We start from the raw sequence: 19,437 nt of genomic DNA, 5'->3' as shown, positions 1-19,437 counted from the left end.
GAACCAAGCCATATGCGAAAGAAAAAAGCGCGCGGCGAACTGGCGGTCATGGCCGCCTTCGTCGTGCTGGGCTTCCTGCTGGCGGTCCAACTCAAGAGCGTCAAGATCAACACAGCGGTGGATGCCACCAGCGCCAGCCGCCTGGAGACCCTGCAGGAGCTCTACAATGACCTGAGCAGCGAGCGGGACGATCTGAAGGACCGGCTGAGCGAGGCTCAGGCCGAGCTGGAGGAGTACCGCAATGCCGCGGCCTCCGGCGAGGCAAGCGAGGCCCTCAAGGCCGAGATGGACCGCCTCTCCATGGCGGCGGGGCTCACCGATGTGGAGGGGCCCGGCGTCATGGTGGTGATGAGCGATTCCACGGCGGAGAACACCACCGGAGACGAGGCCGATTACCTCATCCACGACAGCGACCTGCTCTCGGTCATCAACGAGCTGCGGGACGCCGGGGCTCAGGCCATCTCCTTCAACGGGGAGCGCATCCTGGCCACCAGCGAGGTGCGCTGCGCCGGATCGGTGGTGATGGTCAACGGAAAACGCTTCGCCGCGCCTTTCATCCTGTATGCCATCGGCGACCCCACGACTATGTATAACGCCCTCACCATGCGCAACGGCGTGGTGGACGTGCTCAGCCAGTGGAAGATCAATGTGACGGTCACCATGAGCGACCAGCTCCTCATCGAGCGGTACAAGGGCACGCTCCAGACCGACTACCTCCGTCCGGCTTCGGGCGGCGAAGGAGGTGTGGGCTGATGGTCCTGCGAATGGAACTGCTGGGCCTGGTCATTGGCCTGGCCCTGGGCTTTGTGGCCCCGGTGACCTTCCCGGCCAAATCCTCGCTGTATATCGCGGCCGGCCTGCTGGCCGCTCTGGATTCGGCCCTGGGCGGCAGCAACGCCCGCCTCAAGGGACAGTTCAAGCTGAATATCTTCCTGTCGGGAGCCATCGGGAATACCGCCATCGCCGTGTTCCTGACCTGGCTGGGCAACAAAATGGGCATCCCCCTCTACCTGGCGGCTGTGGTGGTCTTTGGTACCCGGATGTTCCAAAACTTTGCGGAAATCCGGCGGGAGCTATTGACCAACCGGCAAAAGAGCGATAAAATAAATCAAGATATTGTCTCGAAGCCGGAAGCAGACACAAAATAAAAGCTTTTACCAAATTTTACGTCGAATTGTTTACATAGGAGGAGCACAGCTATGGCGTTTGGACTTGACACAGGGCCTGATAACGTTGTTACGATAAAAGTGATCGGTGTTGGCGGCGGCGGAAACAACGTGGTCAACCGTATGATCGAATCCGGTGTGGACGGCGTGGATTTCATCGCAGCCAATACGGACAAGCCCTTCCTGGACGTGTCCAAGGCCACATATAAAGTACAGCTGGGCGAGAAGCTCACCGGCGGCCGCGGCGCGGGCGCCGACCCGGAAAAGGGCCGCAAAGCCGCCGAGGAGAGCCGGGCCCAGATCTCCAAGACTCTGGAGAACACCGACATGGTGTTCATCACCGCCGGCATGGGCGGCGGCACCGGCACCGGCGCGGCCCCCATTGTGGCCGATATCGCCAAGGAGATGGGTATCCTCACCGTGGGCGTGGTCACCAAGCCCTTCAATTTTGAGGGACGCCGCCGGATGCAGCAGGCCGAGAAGGGCATCGAAGACCTGAAGGACAAGGTGGACAGCCTGGTCATCATCCCCAATGAGCGCCTTAAATATGCCACCGACCAGAAGATTACCTTCCTCAACGCCTTCCAGATCGCCGACGACGTGCTGCGTCAGGCCGTGCAGTCGATCTCCGACCTGATCAAGAAGACCGGCCTCATCAACCTGGACTTTGCCGATGTGTCCGCTGTCATGAAGGACGCGGGCATGGCCCACATGGGCGTGGGCCGGGCCGCCGGCAAGAACAAGGCCGAGGAGGCCGCCAAGATGGCCATCTCCAGCCCCCTGCTGGAGACCTCCATCGACGGCGCCAAGGGCGTGCTGGTCAACTTTACTGGCCCGCTGGACATGAGTATGGACGAGGTGGACGCCGCCGCCGGACTGATCAGCCAGGCCGTCCATCCCGACGCCAACATCATCTTCGGCACCAGCTTCGACGAGACCATGGAGGACGAGATCCGCATCACGGTCATTGCCACCGGTTTTGAGGACAACTATCCTGGCGCCCTGTCCAACAAACCCTTCTCCGCCCCCGCGGAGCAGAAGAGCGACAAGGCTGCGCCTTCCGCCGCCCAGGCGGGAGCCAGGGCTCCCGAGCCCATCAGTGAGAGCTCCGGCATGAGCGATGACGGTTGGGACGATATTTTCAAGATTTTTAATCAGAAACACTGAGCAAGAGGGACGTCTCCCAAAATGGGAGACGTCCTTTTTTCCCTTGCAATCCGGGTATTTGAGGGGTATAATAAGCTGCGTAGGGCCTGTCCGACGGGCAGGTATCCCAGGCAGGGAGACCGGCGAGCCGGTCCCCTTGTGGAGCGTGGAAGCTCCACAATTCTGCTTGGCCAGCAAAGGAGTGATATGCGCCGTGAGCAGCGACCCTTGGAGTCGAAAACGAAAGGATAAGACCAGGCAAACGGCGCACCGGACGATAGCGTGAGGAAACTCCCGCGCAGTCTGTGCTGCCGCCGCACCGGCGCGCCCATGGGGCCGCCGGCAGGAGACAAAACAGATGCGCGGGTTTTTTGCGCCTGAGTTCAGGCGGCCCGCCATGGAAAGGCGTGATTTTTTTGCTCTCGATCCATAAGACTATTGACGGAAAAATGACGAAGCTGGATGCCATCCAGGACGGCTGCTGGGTGAATCTGACCTATCCCAGCGAGGACGAGCTCAATACTGTGGCCGCCACGCTGAATGTGGAGCCCACCTTCCTGCGGGCTGCGCTGGACGAGGAGGAGACCTCCCGTATCGACACCGAGGACGGTCAGACGCTCATCATCATCGACGTGCCTTCAGTGGAAAAGGATGACGCAGTGGTCTATTCCACCCTGCCCCTGGGCATTATCGTCACCGAAAAGCACATCATCACCGTCTGCCTGAAGGAATCCTCCATTATCAAGGATTTTCAGGACGGCCTGGTGAAGAATGCCGAGACCCAGAAGCGCACCAGCTTTATCCTCTATATGCTGCTGCGGGTGGCCAAGCGCTTCCTGCAGTACCTCAAGCAGATCGACAAGATCTACAACTATATGGAGCGGCAGCTCTACAAATCCCAGCGGAACAAGGAGCTTATCCAGCTGCTGGACCTGGAAAAATCCCTGGTCTACTTCAACACCTCCCTGAAGGCCAACGAAGTCACGCTGGAGAAGATCCTCCGCGGCCGCATCATCACCCTGTACGAGGAGGATCACGACCTGCTGGAGGACGTGCTCATCGAGGTGCGCCAGGCCATCGAGATGGCCAACATCTACTCCTCCATTATCTCGGGCATGATGGACGCCTTTGCCTCCGTCATTTCCAACAACCTGAACGTGATCATGAAGGTGCTGACCTCCATCACCATCCTGCTCACCATCCCCAATATTGTGTTCGGCTTCTACGGCATGAACGTGATGGGGCTGCCGCTGGATCAGTTCTGGTGGTTCCCGCTGATTGTTGCAGCGGTCATCATCGGTGTGGTGGCCATTATCCTGAAGCGAAAGGACCTGTTCTGATCGGACGTTCCGGCCCGCCGGGAGCAATACCCTGCTCCCGGCGGGCCTTTTGATCTCACCAAACAGACAAGGACGGATGACCATGCGCTGCTACTGCGCGCCCATGGAGGGCGTCACCGGCTGCCGTTACCGGCAGACCCACAGCCGCTTTTTTACCGGTGTGGACAAGTACTATACCCCCTTTCTCTCTCCCAGCCAGCATCATGTATTTACCCGGCGGGAAAAGCGGGAGATCGACCCGGAACGTAACCGGGGGCTGAACGTGGTGCCCCAGCTCCTGACCAAAAATGCCGGGGACTTCCTCTGGGCAGCCAACGAGCTTTTTGCCATGGGCTACCGGGAGGTCAATCTGAACCTGGGCTGCCCCTCGGGCACAGTGGTAGCCAAGGGGAAGGGGTCCGGCTTCCTCCGGGACCTGGAGGGGCTGGAGCGCTTTCTGGACCAGGTGTACGCCGGGGCGGAAGGGCCGGTGTCGGTCAAGACCCGGCTGGGCGTGGAGGACCCGGAGGAGTTCTGGCCGCTGCTGGAGCTCTATAACCGCTATCCCATCTGTGAGCTCACCGTCCATCTGCGGGTGCGCAGCGACTACTACCGCCGCCCGGCCCGGCGGGAGGGCCTGGGGCGCATCCTGCGGGAGAGCCGAAACATAGTGTGCTGCAACGGCGATGTGAACGGCCCGGCGGACCTGGCTGCCCTGGAGGGGGAGCACCCGGCGGTGGAGCGGGTGATGCTGGGCCGGGGACTCATTGCCGACCCGGGGCTGGCGGCGCGGCTCAAGGGCGGGCCGGCCACGGAACGGGGCGTGCTGAAGGACTTTCACGACGCCCTGTACCGGGGCTATGCTCAGGATTTTGGCAGCGACCGCAACGCCATGCTGCGGATGAAGGAGGTCTGGTGCTACCTGGAGGGGCTCTTCGACGGGGGAGAACGGATCTGGAAAAAGCTGCGCAGGACCGGCGACCCCCGGGAGTACGAGGATCTGGTGGAGCGGGTGTTTGGTGAGCTGGCGCTGCGGTCCCAGGCCGTGCCCTGCTGGCAGGTAACGCCATGAGCGGGGGCGGGAAGGAGTGGTGGGTGTACATCCTGCGCTGTGGAGACGGCACCCTCTATACCGGCGTCAGCGATGACGTGGACCGCCGCTGCGCTGCACACAACCGGGGAAAGGGCGCCAGATACACCCGCAGCCGCCTGCCGGTGGAGGTGGTCTACCGGGAGCGCTGCGGGGCCAAGGGGGACGCCCTGCGGCGGGAGCTGGCCGTCAAGGCCATGACCCGGGCACAGAAGCTGGCGCTCATCGCGGCGCACCGTCCGGAGACGGAGGAATAAAACAACGGGAGGCCGGTCCAGAAATGGACCGGCCTCCCGTTTTGCTGAGTGGAGGGGATACGCTTATTTCTCGTAGGGCTTGGCCAGGCCGGCGGGACGGGCGGAGGCCTTGCCCCGGACCAGCAGGACCATGATGAGGGCCAGAGTCATGGGGATGACCAGCAGCAGGTCGGTGGGGATGGCGGAGCCGATGGCCTGCAGGCGCATCTGGAGGGCGTTGCCCGCACCGAAGATCAGGCCGCCGGCCAGCGCGCCGAAGGGACTGTACTGGCCCAGAATGACACAGGCCACCGCCATATAGCCCCGGCCGGAAGAGATGTTGTCCACAAAGCAGTTCATAAAGCAGATGGACAATATCACGCCGGCGATGGCGGCGCAGATGTTGGCCACCACCGACATGCCGTATTTCCAGGCGATGACGTGGATGCCCATGGTGTCGGCGGCCTTGGGGTATTCACCGATGGCCCGGACCTTCAAGCCCCAGGTGGTCTTATAGAGGAAGAAAGCGGCAGCCGGGACCATGAGATAGGAAAAGTACACCAGGGGACTGTGGTCAAAGAACACATGGCCGACAAAGGGGAGCGCGCTCAGGCCGGGGATAGGCAGGTCACTGATCTGGGGCACGGTGAGGGGCACGTCCCGCACGCCCCAGATCATGCGTGCCAGCAGCGAGGTAAGACCCAGAAACAGAATGTTGATGCCTGTACCGGTGACGGCCTGGTTGGCCCGCAGGCTGATGGTGGCCCAGCCGAAGAGCAATCCCAGAGCCGCGCCGCCCAGGACGGCCAGCGCCAGCCCCATCCAGGCGTTCTGGAACAGGTAGGACCCCAGTACTGCCAGGAAGGCGCCGAAGAGGATGCCGCCCTCGATGCCCAGGTTGAAAATGCCGGAGCGCTCCAGCAGCACCTCGCCCACCGCCGCCAGGATGATGGGGGCGGCCATGCGGATGGTGGCATAGAAGAAGTCCTCGTTGAAAAGCGATAAAATATTCATATTCCACCCTCCTCAGGCCGCTTTGGCGGAAGTTTCCGGCTGCCGGCCCTTCCGGTTCATCTCGCGGATGGCCAGATAGCGGGGCAGCTTCATCAGAATGGGGCTGATGGCCACGAAGAAAATGATAACGCCGCTGAGCACCATACTGAAGCTGGTGGGCAGGTCGGCGGCCCGGGACATGCTGCCCCGTCCGGCCTTCAGCGCGCCGAACAGGATACCGGCGACGACCACACCGAATGGGTGCTTCTGGCCGAGCATGGCCACGGCCAGGGCCTCATAGCCGTAATTGGAGAGGAACCCGGAGCGCAGGCGGTACTGGGAGCCCAGGATCTCGGCGGAGCCGGCCACGCCGGCCAGACCTCCGGCGATGACCACAATGACCATCTGCATGGCAAAGACGTTGATGCCGGAATGGCGGGCAGCGGTGGGATTCTCGCCCAGGGTGCGCAGGTCGTGGCCGAAGGAGGTTTTGAAGAGCACCACATAGGCGACGGCAGCCACCGCCATGGCAATGAGGAAGCCCAGATGGAGCCGGCTCTTGGGGATGAGCATGGGAAGCCGGGCATTGACGGCCACCTGGGCCGACTGGGGAGCGAACTTGCCGGGCTCCTTCATGGGACCCTGGACCAGTGCGGAGAGGATGCCGTTGGCAATGTCGTTGAGGAGCATGGTGGTGATCATGAAGTTGACCCCATGCTTTGCGAAAAAGTAGCCGGGGATGAGGGCCCACAGCACGCCGCCCAGGAAGGCGGCCAGGACGCACAGGGTCACGTACACCGGCGCGGGCAGGCCCTGGAGGGCGGGCAGTGTGCCCACAAAGGTGGCGAAGACGCCGCCGGCCACGATCTGGCCCTCGCCGCCCAGGTTGATGATGCCGCAGCGGGCGGCCAGGGCGATGCCCAGGCCGGTGAGGATCAGGGGGGTGGCCATGGCCAGGCTGTTGGTCAGGTTGTACAGGCTGCCGAAAGCGCCCTCGATCAGGGCGGCGTAGGCCTCCACGGGGGAGGCACCCTGGGCCACCACGATGATGCTGACGATGAGCAGGGAGACCACGACGGCCACAAGAGGGATCAGCAGATTGAAGATCTTTTCAAAGCGGCGGACCAGCTGATCCAGACGGTCATAGCTCACGGACTGGTCCTGCTTGGGGGGTGCGATGCTTTTCTCACTCATAACGCTTCCTCCTGGCAGTTAGAAAGTTTCAGAAAGCCGTCCCGCGCCGGGCAGAATGCGGGACAGGCTCCAAATACGCCCTGCCGCCGCCCCGGAAGAGCGGGGGCAGGCGTATCCTCCCGCAGACAGGAGGTTTCGGGGCAGATCTGGAACAGGGGCCGCGGGGAGGACCGGAGGGCCGCCCCCGCGGCAGGCGTTTTTCGGTAAGGAAGGGCCGGAGCTTAGCTGGCCACGGTGACCTCCAGCACCAGTGCGCCGCTGGTCAGGTCGTCAATGACCTTCTGGACCTGCTGCTGGATCTCAGAGGACATGAGCTTGTCGTTGAAGCCGCCGGTCTTGAACAGTCCGGAGGCAAAGGTGCCCTCGATCTTCAGGTCGCTGCTGAACTCGCCGTCCACATAGGCCTGTACGGCGGCGATGATCTGCTGCTTGGTGTCGGTCTGGACGAACATGGCGGCGGTGTTGGGGGCCATCTCCTGCTGGCTGGGGCTGGTGACCACGATGGTCTTTCCGTTCTCCTCGGCGGCCTGGACCACGCCGATGCCGGCGCCCTGGGCGTACTGGAAGACGCAGTCGGCGCCCTGCTCAAAGAGGGCCACGGCCTGATCCTTGGCCTTGGCGGAGTCGCTCATGGAGCCCACATAGGACACCAGCGCCTCGGCGTCGGGGTTGGCGGCCTTCAGGCCCTGCTCAAAGCCGTTCTGCACGCGGGTCTGGGCCAGCAGCTCCATGGAGCCCACAAAGCCCACCTTGTTGCTCTCGGTCAGCAGGCCCAGGGCGTAGCCGGCCACATAGCCCTGCTCCTCGTTCTTGATGTCGATGCCCACCACGTTGTCCATATCGGTAACCACGGCGTTGGTGACGGCGAAGGCGGTGTCGGGGTAGTCGGGAGCCACGGTCTTGATGGCGTCCAGGAAGTCGTTGCCATGGCCGATGATGAGGTTATAGCCCCGGTTGGCGTAGTCCCGGATGGTGCTCTCCTGCTCGGCCAGAGGCACCGACTCGGAGTAGGCGGCGTCGGCCAGGCCAAACTCGTCCTTTGCCTCCATCAGGCCGTTATAACCGGCGGCGGAGAAGCCGGCGTCATTGATGGTGCCGGGCAGCAGGATGGCGGCCTTGACCTCGGACGCGCCGGTCTGGGGGGCGGCGCTCTCCACAGGGGCGGAGGCCCCGGGGGCCTTGCTGGAGGCGGGGGCGGAGGAGCTGCCGCCGCAGGCGGTCAGGCCCAGAGTCAGGGCTGCTGCAAGAGTGATCGCTGCAAATCTCTTTTTCATTTGTGTCACCTTTCTCCTGAATATAATATGGGTGTATGTATGCGGCCGCGCGGCCGCGGGTCAACAGTGTCAGCAGCCGGAAGCGCCGGCGGCGTCTCCGGTCTTGCCCAGCATCATCAGGCCGATCTGCTGTACGGCCCCGGTGGCGGCGGGGGCCTCACCCATGATCCGGCCCTTGAACATGACCAGGATCCGGTCGGACAGGGCCAGCAGCTCGTCCATCTCGGTGGACACCAGCAAAACGGCCTTGCCCTCCGAGCGCTCCTGCAGGATGCGGCGGTGGATGAACTCGATGGCGCCGATGTCCAGGCCGTGGGTGGGGTGGCAGGCGATGAGCAGGTCGTGGGGCCGCTCAATCTCCCGGCTGACCACGATCTTCTGCTGGTTGCCGCCCGACATATTCCCCGCCCGGGTCTCCGGGCCGTTGGCCTTGATGGAGTAGTCCCCGATCATCCGGCGGACGGTGTCGTCGATGACCTTGTTCCGGAGGAAGCCGTGTTTGGCATAGGGCTCATGCCAGCGCTCCTTCAGAATGAAATTGTCCCGCACCGAAAAGCTGAGGACCAGTCCCTCGGTCTGACGGGAGAAGGGGATGTTGGACACCCCCTGGTCCAGCACCTCCTTGGGGGAAGCATTCTTGAGACTCTTGCCCTTGACCAGTACGTCGCCGCCGGCGGCGGGGGTGAGGCCCATGATGGCCTCAATGAGCTCCAGCTGGCCGTTTCCGTCCACACTGGCAATGCCCACGGTCTCGCCGGCGCGAACGGTGAAGGACACGTCCTGCACCGCCTCCAGACCGTTGTCGGCCCTGACGGTCAGGTCCTTCACCTCCAGGATGGTATCGCCCACCCTGGGTTCGGGCTTGCGGAGCCGGAGCTCCACCTCCCGGCCAACCATCATGTGGGCCAGGCGCTCCTCGTTGATGTCCTTCACATCCGCGGTCTCAATAAAGCGGCCGTCCCGCAGGACGCTGACCCGGTCGCAGAATTCCAGCACCTCCCGCATCTTGTGGGTGATGAAGATGACGGTGTTGCCGTCCTTGATCCAGTTGCGCAGCACCAGGAAGAGCTCGTCGGTCTCCTGGGGGGTGAGGACAGCGGTGGGCTCGTCCATGATGAGGACGTTGACGCCCTTGTAGAGCGCCTTGATGATCTCCACCCGCTGCTGGTCGCCCACGCTCAGGTCGTGGATGCGGGCGTCAGGGTCCACCTTCAGTCCGGTGCGCTCCGAGAGCTCCAGGATCCTGTTTCGGGCGGATCTGGTGTCCAGCAGGGGCTCCCGCTCCAGTCTGGCACCCAGGATCACGTTTTCCAGCACGGTAAATTTGGGGATGAGCATGAAATGCTGGTGGACCATGCCGATGCCGTGGGCGATGGCGTCCTGAGGACCGCCGATCCGGACCGGTTTCCCGTCCATGGTGATCTGTCCCTCGTCGGGCTTCAGCAGGCCGTAGAGCATGTTCATCAGCGTCGATTTGCCGGCGCCGTTCTCGCCCAGCAGGGCGTGGATCTCGCCCCTGGCAAAGCCGATGGACACATCCGCGTTGGCGGTGACGCCGGGGAAGCGCTTGGTGATGTGTTCCATCCGGATATAGTCGTTCACTCAGGTCCCTCCTATGTATCAGCAGGATGCCGGCGGGCCGCTCACTTCATAAAGTTGAAGCGGTGCAGGGAGATGAAGAGGCTCAGCAGCTTGTTGGTGACGGGCTCGCCAACGTTGCGGTTGCCCAGCTCCTCCAGCGCGTCGTCGATGCCCTTGGAGGCGGCGCGCAGCTCGTCCACAGACATATTGGCCATCATACCGTAGATCTCGATGGGGAAAACAGCCTTGGGCGTCTGATCATCGGTGACGATGCAGGCGCCGGAGTACTGGTCCACGGCCTTGACGCAGGCGCACATCTCATCGCTGTCCCGGCCCACCACCACCATGTAGGGGATGGGAGCGGGGAAGGAGGTGGACACCGCGCCGCGGTCCACGTACACGCCTTTGAAGAGACCGTTGACGATGTGCCGGTCCTCCCCGGCGGCGGGGTAGCGCTTCAGGATGGAGATGCGGGCAAGGGTCTCGCCCTCGTACTCGGGCACCACCTTGCCGTCCACATAGGGGACCCAGATCTCCTGATAGAACTTGGCGTGGCCCCGTCCGTACACGTCGAAGAGAAGGACCTTGGCCTGCTTGCCGTCGGCGGAGAACTCGATGGGCTGGAGGTCCAGCTGTCCGGCGGTCAGATCGTTCAGCCCGGGCACGCCTTTGGTGACCATGCCGTCGTAGCCGATCTCGATGTGCTTGAGGAGCTTGCGGTCCTGGGCGATGAGCTCCCCGCCCTTGAAAACGTATTTGGGGTTGATGACCGACAGGCTGTCGGTGAGGACGATATCAGCGTAGCGGCCGGGGGTGAGAGAGCCGAACTGGTCATCCATGCGGAAGTACCTGGCGGTGTTGTAGGAGGCCATCTTGATGGCCTTGATGGGAGGAATGCCCATCTCCACGCACAGGGAGATGATCCAGTCCATGTGGCCCAGCCTGGTCAGGCGGTCGATGGAGATGTTGTCGGAGCACAGGCAGAAGTTGTCGGTGGGGAACTTCCGGTCCACAATGGCCCGGAGCAGGGTCTTGATGACCTCACTGCTGCCCACGCCGAACTTGATCTGGGTGGCGTAGCCGTAGCGGATGCTCTTCTCGATGTCGTTGGCGTTCCAGACGTCGTGGTTGTTGGTGGAGCCGATGGCGGGCAGGTAGTTGAGCTCCATGTCGCTCAGGGTGGTGACGCCCCAGTGGGAGTTCATGAAGCCTCCCCGCTCCCGAAGCCATGCGGCCTTCCTGAAGTCGTCCTCATTGCCGCTGGAGTAGGAGAAATGCTCGAACTCACCCAGGCCGATGACCGGATCCAGCTTGAGGATCTCCTCGGTGATATGGGCGGGGACCTTCTTGCCAGGGGCGAAGGCAAACACCCGGTAGGGCAGCTTTTCGTAGTCCTTGAAAAGCATCTTGAAGGCATCCAGCCCGTCCTCTCCGGCAGAGCCGATCAGGTCCAGGCACTCGGCAAAGATGGTGGTGGTGCCGTTGGGCACCATGGCCTCGCCCAGTGCGGTGGGGTGGGCCAGCTGGGACTCGAAGTGGAGGTGGGCGTCGATCAGGCCGGGAATGGCGTACAGGCCCTGTCCGTCAAAGACCTCTTTCACCCGGATCTTGTCCTCGTCGGGGGAGAGAGCCACGATGCGGCCGTTGTAGATCAGCAGAGAGCCGGCGTAGACCGTCTCGCCGTGGACGTCCAGGATGTTGATGTTCCGGATCAGCAGGTCGGCCTCCTTCCTGCCGTGGACGATGTCAAAGATGTCGTGGACCTGCTGAAGCTGGGAGGCGCTGTTGTTGTTCATGTGACCAATCCTTTCTGAATATCACTGCAGCAACTTAGTGATACGTTTAACCTTATATACACAAGACGGAAACAACGGTGTAGCGCCACTGCTTCCGTCTGAGGTGTCAGGTGGACTCGCGCTGGAGGATGAAGGGTTCCAGTGTGGTGACCGGCTCCGGGGTGACCCGGTCAATCTGCTGGAGGATGAGTCTGGCGCTTTGGACGCCCAGCTCATAGTTGCGCAGGTCCACGCAGGAGAGCTCCGGCGAGGTGATCTCACCTACGATGGAGTTGCCGAAGCCCAGTACTGCCATGTCGCCGGGGATACGGACGCCCCGCTGGGACAGGGCCTTGACCAGGCCTGCAGCGATGAGTTCGTTGAGAACGAACACGCCGTCGATATCTCCCTCCAGCAGCCGGTCCAGGCATTCCGGCGTGGGGACCAGGCCGGGCTGGGTCTCCAGAACGATGGGATCCTCCAACCCGGCGGCCAGAGTGCCCGACCGGAAGGATTCAATGTGGTGGGGGATCAGGTCGTCGGGCCGCTTGCTGCATACCAGGGCCAGACGGCGCTTGCCCCGGGCGATGAGATGGTCGGCGGCCAGCCGTCCTACCTTGAGAAAGTCGGGGTAGAGCAGGGGGTAGCCCTGATAGGGGATGAGGCGGTTCACATAGACCACCGGGATCTTCCACTCCAGCAGATACTGGAGGCTGTCCTTAAAGGAAAAGTCGTAGGACAGGCCAATGAAGATGACGCCGGCCACCATATTCTCCCGCATCATCTGAAGGATTTCCTCTTCAGATTTCTGCAGGTTGTCCACCTCGTAGATAAAGAGGTTGTAGCCCTGCTTGGCCAGCTCATGGCTGATGCCGCCGGTCATATCGGCATAGTAGGAACTGGTGATGCGGGGGAGGATCACCGCAATGTTGGAGGTGCTGTTTTTTTTCAGGGACTGGGCCACCATGTTGGGAACATAGCCCAGCTCCTTGATCGCGGCCTCCAGCCGTTCCTCCGTCTCTTTCTTTACCACGATTTTGTGGTTGAGATAGCGGGAGACGGTACATACGCTCACGTTGGCGCGGTTGGCGATATCCTTGATGGTGGGCACAGAGCATCATCTCCTTTTTGGGAGCGCAGAGAGCGTTCCGGAAGCGGTCTTTCAGAGGAATGTCAGTTATACGTATCAGTAATACGTATAACTAACAAACCAGAGTATACTGCAACTCTGGTGAAAATGCAAGTATTTTCTGCACCGGGAAAAAATTTTTTATTCATTATTGATATCAGAGAAAATTTGAGGTAATATTATACAGGCGGAAAGAATAGGTAATATAGAGATATAACGATTACGGAATACCCTTCCAGCGGAGGGTATAGAGAGGAAGACAGCATGTCCAGAACGAATTACAGCGCCTATATGGCCATCAAGAACAAGATCCTGGAGATCTTCCGCACGGAGACCTTTGACCGGAACAAATTGCCCTCGGAGGCTGCGCTGGCCAACCGCCTGGGAATCAGTCTGGTCACGCTGCGCGAGTCACTGATGATGCTGGCCCTGGAGGGCTACATCACCAAGCGTCACGGATCGGGCAATTACGTCCATCCCAGTACGCTGGATTATGAAAACCGAAGCTACTATTTCACCGAGTATCTGAAGAAGGAGGGCTACCGGGCCAGTATCAAGCTCCTGTCCCAGGAGTGGCGGGGCGCCAACGAGGAGGAAGCCACTTCCCTGAAGATCAAGGTGGGCGACGAGCTGCTGGTGAACACGCTGGTCTATCTGGCGGACGATCATCCGGCGGTGTACACTGTGGGCCGCCTTCCCGCGCAGCTGCTCATCCGCCGGGATGTGGAAGATATGGAATTCTCCCATATCCATGTGCTCATCCGGGACTATATGGGCCGGGATGTGGCCCACGCGCTCAACGAATACATCCCCATGACGGTGCCCGAGGACCTGAGGGAGATCTTCCAGGTCAAGCCCAACACGCCCCTGGACAGCAGCCATCAGGTGTTTTATGATATCACAGACCTGCCGGTGGCCTACAACACCCACTTTTTCAATCCGGACTATTACCGGCTGAGAACATTGCAGAACTGGGACCTGGGCCGTTAAAGGGGCCATATCCGGTTGCAATTGGCGGCGGAAGGGATTATAATGTTCCCAACCGATATAAGACGGGAGGATTTATCGTGAAAGCCTATGATACCGTACACAAGGAAGAGCTGGAGGTAGACCGCAAGGGCCTCATCGACCTGATGCTCAACAACCGCCAGGTGGATCTGTACCTCAAGGAGAAAAAGACCGACGAGGATGGCTACCTGACCTGGGATGTGGAGCACTGGACCACGGTGGACGGCCGCCGGTTCATCCGCTGCTATTCCCTGGAGGGACGGGTCCTGCGGGACTCCACCTCTCACAACAAGTATGACCTGGACAACGCCTTCTTCCCCGATGAGGCCGCGAAGGTCGAGATCAGTTGAACGGAGCACACAAATGAAAAAGACACGGCCTGCGGGCCGTGTCTTTTTTGTACGTTTATGGATCAATCTTCATCCGATCCGCCCAGTACCCGGACGGCGGTGCCGTAGGCGGTGAGCTCGGCGGCGCTCTGCATGAGGGAGGAGCTGGCAAAGCGGATGCCCAGAATGGCGTCGGCGCCCAGCGCCTCCGCCTCGTCCACCATGCGCTTGGTGGCGATCTGCCGGGCCTGATTGAGCAGCTCGGTGTAGCTCTCGATCTCGCCGCCTACCAGAGTCTTCATGCCGGCCATAAAATCCTTGCCGAAGTTTTTGGACTGGACCACCGTGCCCTTTACCAGGCCCAGGGCCTCCACCTTTTTACCGGGGATATGGTCAATATTTAGAAGCAGCATCTTCTTCTCCTCCTTGAATTTGTTTGATCCTCTGCCACAGGGCCAGAAGAACACCCAGGATCAGCACGGCCGGGACGGCCACGATGAGCACCACCAGCCCCAGGGGCGGGGCATCCTCCGGACTGGCGTAAAAGGCCCACACCAGCAGCAGGATGAGGGCCGCCATCAGGAGCACAAAGACCACGGCGGCAGCCACCGGCTCCACATAGCGGGTGAGGGTGTCGTTCTTTTTCACATTCATAAAGCGGGTCCCCTCCTGTTCCATCTGCTCCATCTCGGCCAGCCAGGTCTGAGCCTCCAAAGTGGAGAACTGGGCTCCGGCGCCGTTCAGACGCTGGCACAGGGCCTCCATGGTGCCAAGGTTCTCCCGGTCCCGGCGGAGCTGGATCATATGGCGTTCCAGCACGTCGCTCAGGGTCAGATCACCCTTCTGGAGCTTGCGGATCTCCTCCAGCGGCACGTTCAGCTTCCGCAGGAGTTTGATCTTCCGCAGGGTCTCCACGTCCTCTGCGCCGTAGTCACGGTAGCCATTCTCGCTGTTGCGGCCGGGGGTGAGCAGTCCCTCCTTTTCATAAAAGCGGATGTTGCGCTTGGTGATGCCCACCAGGTCTTCCACCTCATTGATCTTCACGGCCTTTCCCTCCCTTGCTGAGTCCATAGTACACCCTGCACCCGGTGGAAGGTCAAGGTTTTTTTCGCATTTCGTAAGAAAAGGGAGCACAGGACAGGATGAGAGCGGTTGCCCGGCGGCAGAAGGGCTGGTATAATCGGAGGGAGGAAGGAGTGTGATGGCGTGAGAAAGGCAGACGGCCCCCTCCTGCCGGAACGGCCGGAGGATGCGGCCACCCGGGAGCGGTTCTCCCGGATGGGATGGGGCCTCCTGATCTCCCAGCTGGCCGGAGGAGCGGTGCAGCTCCTGGCCGTCCTGGCGGCAAAGGCCTTCTGGTGCGGACTGGAGGAACGAGCTCTCTTCCAATGGACGATACTGATCCTGGCCAACTATGGGGTGGGATTCCCGGTTTTTGTGAAAATCATCCGTACTGTGCCGGCCACCCCCCCACGGGGGCGGCGGCCCATGGGCGCCTTCCAGTTGGTGCATACCTGGGCGATGGCATTCTCCGCCGTCCTGGCGGGTAATCTGGTGACGCTCTGGGCGGGAGAGCTGCTCCGCCGGCTCACCGGATGGAGCATGGCCGATCCGGTGCAGGGGCTGATGGCCGGTCCCGTGGTCCCGCGGGTGCTGATGACCTGTGTGCTGGCCCCCGTGTGCGAGGAGGTCATGTTCCGCGGGCTGCTGTTCTCCCGGCTGCGGCCCTATGGGGACCGGTTTGCGGTGCTGGCAACGGCGCTTTTGTTTGGGTTGTTCCACGGCAATCTGTCCCAGATGCTCTATGCGATGGCCTTCGGCCTGGTCCTGGGGGACGCGGCGGCGCGTACCGGCTGCCTGTGGCAGTGTATCCTCATCCACAGTGCGGTCAACGCCCTGACCGGTGTGCTGGCCCCGGCATTGACCGGCTCAGGTGCCATGGGCGAGGGGCTGCTGTCCCTGCTGGCGGCGATCGCCGTGGTGTGGGGCGCGGCCGGCCTGGCCGCCCGGCTGAGGCAGTTGGCCAAGGCGGCTGACCGGAGCGGAGAGGAGCGGCCCTGGGGGCTCTTTTTCCGCAATTCCGGTATGTGCCTGTTCTGTCTGCTGACGGCGCTGCTGTGTATCTCCTGTCTGAGGTAAATCAAAATCAAATGGCCGTCCATTCAGGACGGCCATTTTTATTGGAAATGGAAGCAAAAAGGCGCGGAGCCCGGCAATGCCGGACCCCGCGCCTGAAAAGGGGAGAGAAGCAGACCTTACTGCGCGGCAGAGGACAGATCGTGGTTCACATCGTCCTTGCCGACGATGAAGGTGCGCCACCAGAAGATGCAGAAGAAGGCGATGGCGGCCACGATGCCCACCGGGTAAGCGATGGAGGTGGACAGGTGCAGGCACTCGGGAGCTTGGAAGAAGTACGTGATGGACACAGCGGTCATGAAAGCGGCAGGCAGTGCGGCCATCAGGCTGGCAATGGGCGGATAGCCGTACTTATGCAGGAACACCGCGCCAGTCCACAGAACGATCATAGCCAGCGTCTGGTTGGACCAGGAGAAGTAGCGCCACAGGTAGGTCCAAGGCAGCAGCTTGACAATGATGAAGCCAACGGCCAGCAGAGGAACGGCCAGCACAGCGCGCTTTTTGGCGTTGGTCTGATCCAGCTTGAACCAGTCGGCAATGGTCAGACGGGCGGAGCGGAACGCCGTGTCGCCGGAGGTGATGGGGCAGGCGATAACGCCGATCATGGCCAGCAGGCCGCCCACGGGGCCCAGCAGAGTGGTGCAGATCTCGTAAACAACGCCGCCCTGACCGTCGGCAGCGATGGCAGCCTGAAGGCCGCTCATGCCGTCCAGCAGGGAGCCGTTATGGATGTAGAAGGTGACGCCGGCTGCGGCCCAGATCAGGGCAATGATGCCCTCGGCCACCATGGCGCCGTAGAACACGGTGCGGCCTTCCTTCTCGCTCTTGATGCAGCGGGCCATCATGGGGGACTGGGTGGCATGGAAGCCGGACACAGCGCCGCAGGCCACGGTGACGAACATCATAGCCCACTTGGGGGTGCCGCTGGGATGGACCGCCATCAGATTGCCAATGGTAAGCTCGGGCATCTCAGCACCGTGGAAGATGAGGGTGGCGCCACCCACGCCCACGGCCATGATGATGAGGCAGAGGCCGAAGATGGGATAGAGCTTGCCCACGATCTTGTCAATGGGCAGGAAGGTGGCGGCCAGATAGTAGAGCATGATGACGATGAGCCAGAAGTTGGCGTTGAGCACGCTGGGAGTCAGCTTGGCCAGCAGGCCGGCGGGGCCGGCGGCGAAGTTGACACCCACCATCACCAGCAGCACCACGGAGAAGACGCGCATGATGAAGGTGATGATCTTGCCCATGTAGAGGCCTACCACTTCGGAGATGGACATGCCGTCATTCCGCTCGGACATCATGCCGGACAGGAAGTCGTGGACGCCGCCGCCCAGAATGGTACCAAAGACAATCCACAGGTAGACTGCCGGGCCCCAGCATGCGCCGGCCAGAGCACCGTAAATGGGGCCAAGGCCCGCGATGTTCAGCAGCTGGATCAGGAAAATGCGCCATGTCTTCATTGGGATGTAGTCCACGCCGTCGGGGTGAACCATGGCAGGTGTTTTACGGTCATCGACATGGAAGGCCTTTTCAATCAACTTGCCGTAGACGAAGAAACCAACCAACAAGATAGCCAGAGCGATTAAGAATGTAATCAAAAAAATCCCTCCTCTGGATTTCCCGCGAAGCGGAAGCACACACGTTTCCGCTCCCTGTAAAAAGGTGCAGGGGGACAAAATGCTCTCCCCAAATACATTTCGTCCCCCTTGACGCTATCATTATATCTTTTGTCCGAAATATTTCAAGGCGCGAATTGGCTATAAATATCTGCGGATATTTTTGCAAATCAACAAGACTTTTGAGTATAAAAAATTTAGTGCCATTCAGCCCGGCAGCGTTGGCACGGTACCCTGCGGCCTTTACAAAAAACCGGATATGCGATACTATAAAAATGACAGAAAGAGAGAGTACGCGGCGGCGCGTGCCATAAACAGGATAGAACATCGATCTTTTCGACGGAGGAAATAAAATGGAACAGACTGACCTGCGCCTGGCGGTCCTCATCGACGCGGACAACGCCCCCCGCACGGCCATCAAGGACGTGATGGCCGAGGTGGCGGTCTACGGCACCCCCACCATCAAGCGCATCTACGGGGACTGGACCAGCCCCAATATGTCCACATGGAAGCCGCTGCTGCTGGAAAACGCCATCGCGCCGGTGCAGCAGTACGCCTACACCACCGGAAAAAACGCCACCGACTCTGCCATGATCATTGACGCCATGGATATCCTCTATTCCGGCCGGGTGGACGGCTTCGTGCTGGTAAGCAGTGACAGCGACTTCACCCGTCTGGCCACCCGATTGCGGGAGGCAGGCATGAAGGTTTACGGCATGGGGGAGCGCAAGACGCCCAATCCGTTTATTGTGGCCTGCGACAAGTTCGTGTATATCGAGGTCATCCGGGCCGCAGGAGAGAAGGCCCGGGCCGCCGAGCGCGCCCAGGCCGAGCGGGAGAAGAAGGAGCGGGAAAAGGCTGAGCAGGCCAGGGTGGAGAGCACCAAAGCCCAACCCAAAAAGAGCGCCCGGAAAAAGGCGGCTCCCGAGCCTGAGCCCAGGACGGCCCAGCCGGAGCCGAAGAGTTCCGTTGAGGCGGAGCCGCCGGTACCCGCGGCGGTGGTGGAGCTGCTGGCCGACTCGGTGGAGGATATCGCCGACGAGGACGGCTATGCCTTCATGGGCGACCTGGGCAACCTGCTGGTGAAAAAGCAGCCCGACTTCGACCCCCGGAACTTCGGCTTCTCCAAACTGACCAAGCTGGTGAAGGCCCTGGACCGGTTCGAGGTGGACGTGCGCTCCACCAACATGCCCCATGTCAAGCACATCTATGTCCGGGACAGGGAGCGGAGATAGGATCCCACGGGGGGGGGGGGGGGGGGGGGGGGGGGGCCCCCCCCCCGCACTCATCATAAAATTAAAAAAAAAAAAAAAAAAAAAAAAAAAAAAAAAAATAAAAAAAAAAAAAAAAAAAAAAAAAAAAAAAAAAAAAAAAAAAAAAAAAAAAAAAAAAAAAAAAAAAAAAAAAAAAAAAAAAAAAAAAAAAAAAAAAAAAAAAAAAAA

At 60.9% G+C, this 19,437-nt stretch carries 20 protein-coding genes; 11 read left to right on the top strand and 9 right to left on the bottom strand.

The window, feature by feature from the left end; translation table 11 throughout:
• The first annotated feature begins 12 nt into the window (after nt 1-12).
• The 6 genes from ACTNBZ_RS09435 (at nt 13) to ACTNBZ_RS09410 (ending at nt 4,978) form a co-directional block, all read left to right on the top strand.
• A complete protein-coding gene (locus tag ACTNBZ_RS09435; protein ID WP_441209414.1) occupies nt 13-753 on the top strand; it encodes a DUF881 domain-containing protein in 741 nt (246 codons plus the stop codon).
• On the top strand, nt 753-1,148 hold the full coding sequence (locus ACTNBZ_RS09430; protein ID WP_441209413.1) for a small basic family protein: 396 nt from the start codon (nt 753-755) through the stop codon (nt 1,146-1,148). The genes ACTNBZ_RS09435 and ACTNBZ_RS09430 overlap by 1 nt, the downstream gene beginning before the upstream one ends.
• Before the next feature lie 51 nt (nt 1,149-1,199).
• Complete coding sequence (gene ftsZ, locus ACTNBZ_RS09425) at nt 1,200-2,333, top strand: cell division protein FtsZ (RefSeq protein ID WP_441209412.1); 1,134 nt, start codon at nt 1,200-1,202, stop codon at nt 2,331-2,333.
• Between the two features lie 395 nt (nt 2,334-2,728).
• Nucleotides 2,729-3,652 (top strand): magnesium transporter CorA family protein, encoded by a 924-nt coding sequence (locus ACTNBZ_RS09420; protein ID WP_441209411.1) that lies wholly within the window; start codon nt 2,729-2,731, stop codon nt 3,650-3,652.
• 82 nt (nt 3,653-3,734) lie between these two features.
• Nucleotides 3,735-4,703 carry a tRNA dihydrouridine synthase gene (locus ACTNBZ_RS09415; RefSeq protein ID WP_441209410.1) on the top strand — a complete coding sequence of 323 codons (969 nt, stop codon included), beginning with the start codon at nt 3,735-3,737 and terminating at the stop codon, nt 4,701-4,703.
• Entirely contained in the window at nt 4,700-4,978 is a 279-nt protein-coding gene (locus ACTNBZ_RS09410; protein ID WP_441209409.1) for a GIY-YIG nuclease family protein, read from the top strand. Before ACTNBZ_RS09415 ends, ACTNBZ_RS09410 begins: the two co-directional genes overlap by 4 nt.
• Before the next feature lie 63 nt (nt 4,979-5,041).
• On the opposite strand, the gene ACTNBZ_RS09405 is transcribed toward ACTNBZ_RS09410, so the two are convergent.
• The 6 genes from ACTNBZ_RS09405 to ACTNBZ_RS09380 form a co-directional block, all read right to left on the bottom strand.
• On the bottom strand, nt 5,042-5,971 hold the full coding sequence (locus ACTNBZ_RS09405) for an ABC transporter permease (RefSeq protein WP_441209408.1): 930 nt from the start codon (nt 5,969-5,971) through the stop codon (nt 5,042-5,044).
• 12 nt (nt 5,972-5,983) lie between these two features.
• Entirely contained in the window at nt 5,984-7,144 is a 1,161-nt protein-coding gene (locus tag ACTNBZ_RS09400) for an ABC transporter permease (protein ID WP_441209407.1), read from the bottom strand.
• 221 nt (nt 7,145-7,365) lie between these two features.
• Complete coding sequence (locus ACTNBZ_RS09395; protein ID WP_441209406.1) at nt 7,366-8,418, bottom strand: BMP family protein; 1,053 nt, start codon at nt 8,416-8,418, stop codon at nt 7,366-7,368.
• Between the two features lie 69 nt (nt 8,419-8,487).
• Complete coding sequence (locus ACTNBZ_RS09390; protein ID WP_441209405.1) at nt 8,488-10,020, bottom strand: ABC transporter ATP-binding protein; 1,533 nt, start codon at nt 10,018-10,020, stop codon at nt 8,488-8,490.
• 41 nt (nt 10,021-10,061) lie between these two features.
• On the bottom strand, nt 10,062-11,795 hold the full coding sequence (locus tag ACTNBZ_RS09385) for an amidohydrolase family protein (RefSeq protein WP_441209404.1): 1,734 nt from the start codon (nt 11,793-11,795) through the stop codon (nt 10,062-10,064).
• 106 nt (nt 11,796-11,901) lie between these two features.
• A complete protein-coding gene (locus ACTNBZ_RS09380; RefSeq protein WP_441209403.1) occupies nt 11,902-12,885 on the bottom strand; it encodes a LacI family DNA-binding transcriptional regulator in 984 nt (327 codons plus the stop codon).
• A 282-nt stretch (nt 12,886-13,167) separates the two neighbouring features.
• On the opposite strand from ACTNBZ_RS09380, the gene ACTNBZ_RS09375 reads away from it, so the two are divergent.
• Nucleotides 13,168-13,893, top strand: coding sequence for a GntR family transcriptional regulator (locus tag ACTNBZ_RS09375; RefSeq protein ID WP_441209402.1), 726 nt, complete (start codon nt 13,168-13,170; stop codon nt 13,891-13,893).
• 77 nt (nt 13,894-13,970) lie between these two features.
• A complete protein-coding gene (locus ACTNBZ_RS09370) occupies nt 13,971-14,261 on the top strand; it encodes a hypothetical protein (protein ID WP_441209401.1) in 291 nt (96 codons plus the stop codon).
• Nucleotides 14,262-14,323: 62 nt separating this feature from the next.
• Here ACTNBZ_RS09370 and ACTNBZ_RS09365 read toward each other — a convergent pair whose 3' ends face one another.
• Both ACTNBZ_RS09365 and ACTNBZ_RS09360 read right to left on the bottom strand, forming a co-directional pair.
• Nucleotides 14,324-14,653, bottom strand: coding sequence for a YbjQ family protein (locus tag ACTNBZ_RS09365; protein WP_441209400.1), 330 nt, complete (start codon nt 14,651-14,653; stop codon nt 14,324-14,326).
• Entirely contained in the window at nt 14,634-15,284 is a 651-nt protein-coding gene (locus tag ACTNBZ_RS09360) for a MerR family transcriptional regulator (protein WP_441209399.1), read from the bottom strand. Before ACTNBZ_RS09360 ends, ACTNBZ_RS09365 begins: the two co-directional genes overlap by 20 nt.
• Nucleotides 15,285-15,446: 162 nt before the next feature.
• On the opposite strand from ACTNBZ_RS09360, the gene ACTNBZ_RS09355 reads away from it, so the two are divergent.
• Nucleotides 15,447-16,379 carry a lysostaphin resistance A-like protein gene (locus tag ACTNBZ_RS09355; RefSeq protein WP_441209398.1) on the top strand — a complete coding sequence of 311 codons (933 nt, stop codon included), beginning with the start codon at nt 15,447-15,449 and terminating at the stop codon, nt 16,377-16,379.
• A gap of 116 nt (nt 16,380-16,495) precedes the next feature.
• Here the strand turns inward: ACTNBZ_RS09355 and ACTNBZ_RS09350 are convergent, their stop codons facing one another.
• On the bottom strand, nt 16,496-17,977 hold the full coding sequence (locus ACTNBZ_RS09350) for a carbon starvation CstA family protein (protein ID WP_441209397.1): 1,482 nt from the start codon (nt 17,975-17,977) through the stop codon (nt 16,496-16,498).
• 371 nt (nt 17,978-18,348) lie between these two features.
• Between ACTNBZ_RS09350 and ACTNBZ_RS09345 the strand changes: the two genes are divergently transcribed.
• The gene (locus tag ACTNBZ_RS09345) at nt 18,349-19,230 is read left to right on the top strand and encodes an NYN domain-containing protein (RefSeq protein WP_441209396.1); all 882 of its coding nucleotides are present in this window, start codon (nt 18,349-18,351) and stop codon (nt 19,228-19,230) included.
• A partial coding sequence (locus ACTNBZ_RS09340; protein ID WP_441209395.1) for a hypothetical protein occupies nt 19,205-19,437 on the top strand: 233 nt, incomplete at its 3' end. The genes ACTNBZ_RS09345 and ACTNBZ_RS09340, both read left to right, overlap by 26 nt.

Origin of the sequence: Pseudoflavonifractor sp. HCP28S3_F10 (assembly GCF_052065415.1) — a bacterium.
Classification (GTDB): Bacteria; Bacillota; Clostridia; order Oscillospirales; family Oscillospiraceae; genus Pseudoflavonifractor_A.
Note: the sequence above shows the minus strand (reverse complement) of the source record. Positions and strands in the feature narration are given on the sequence as shown.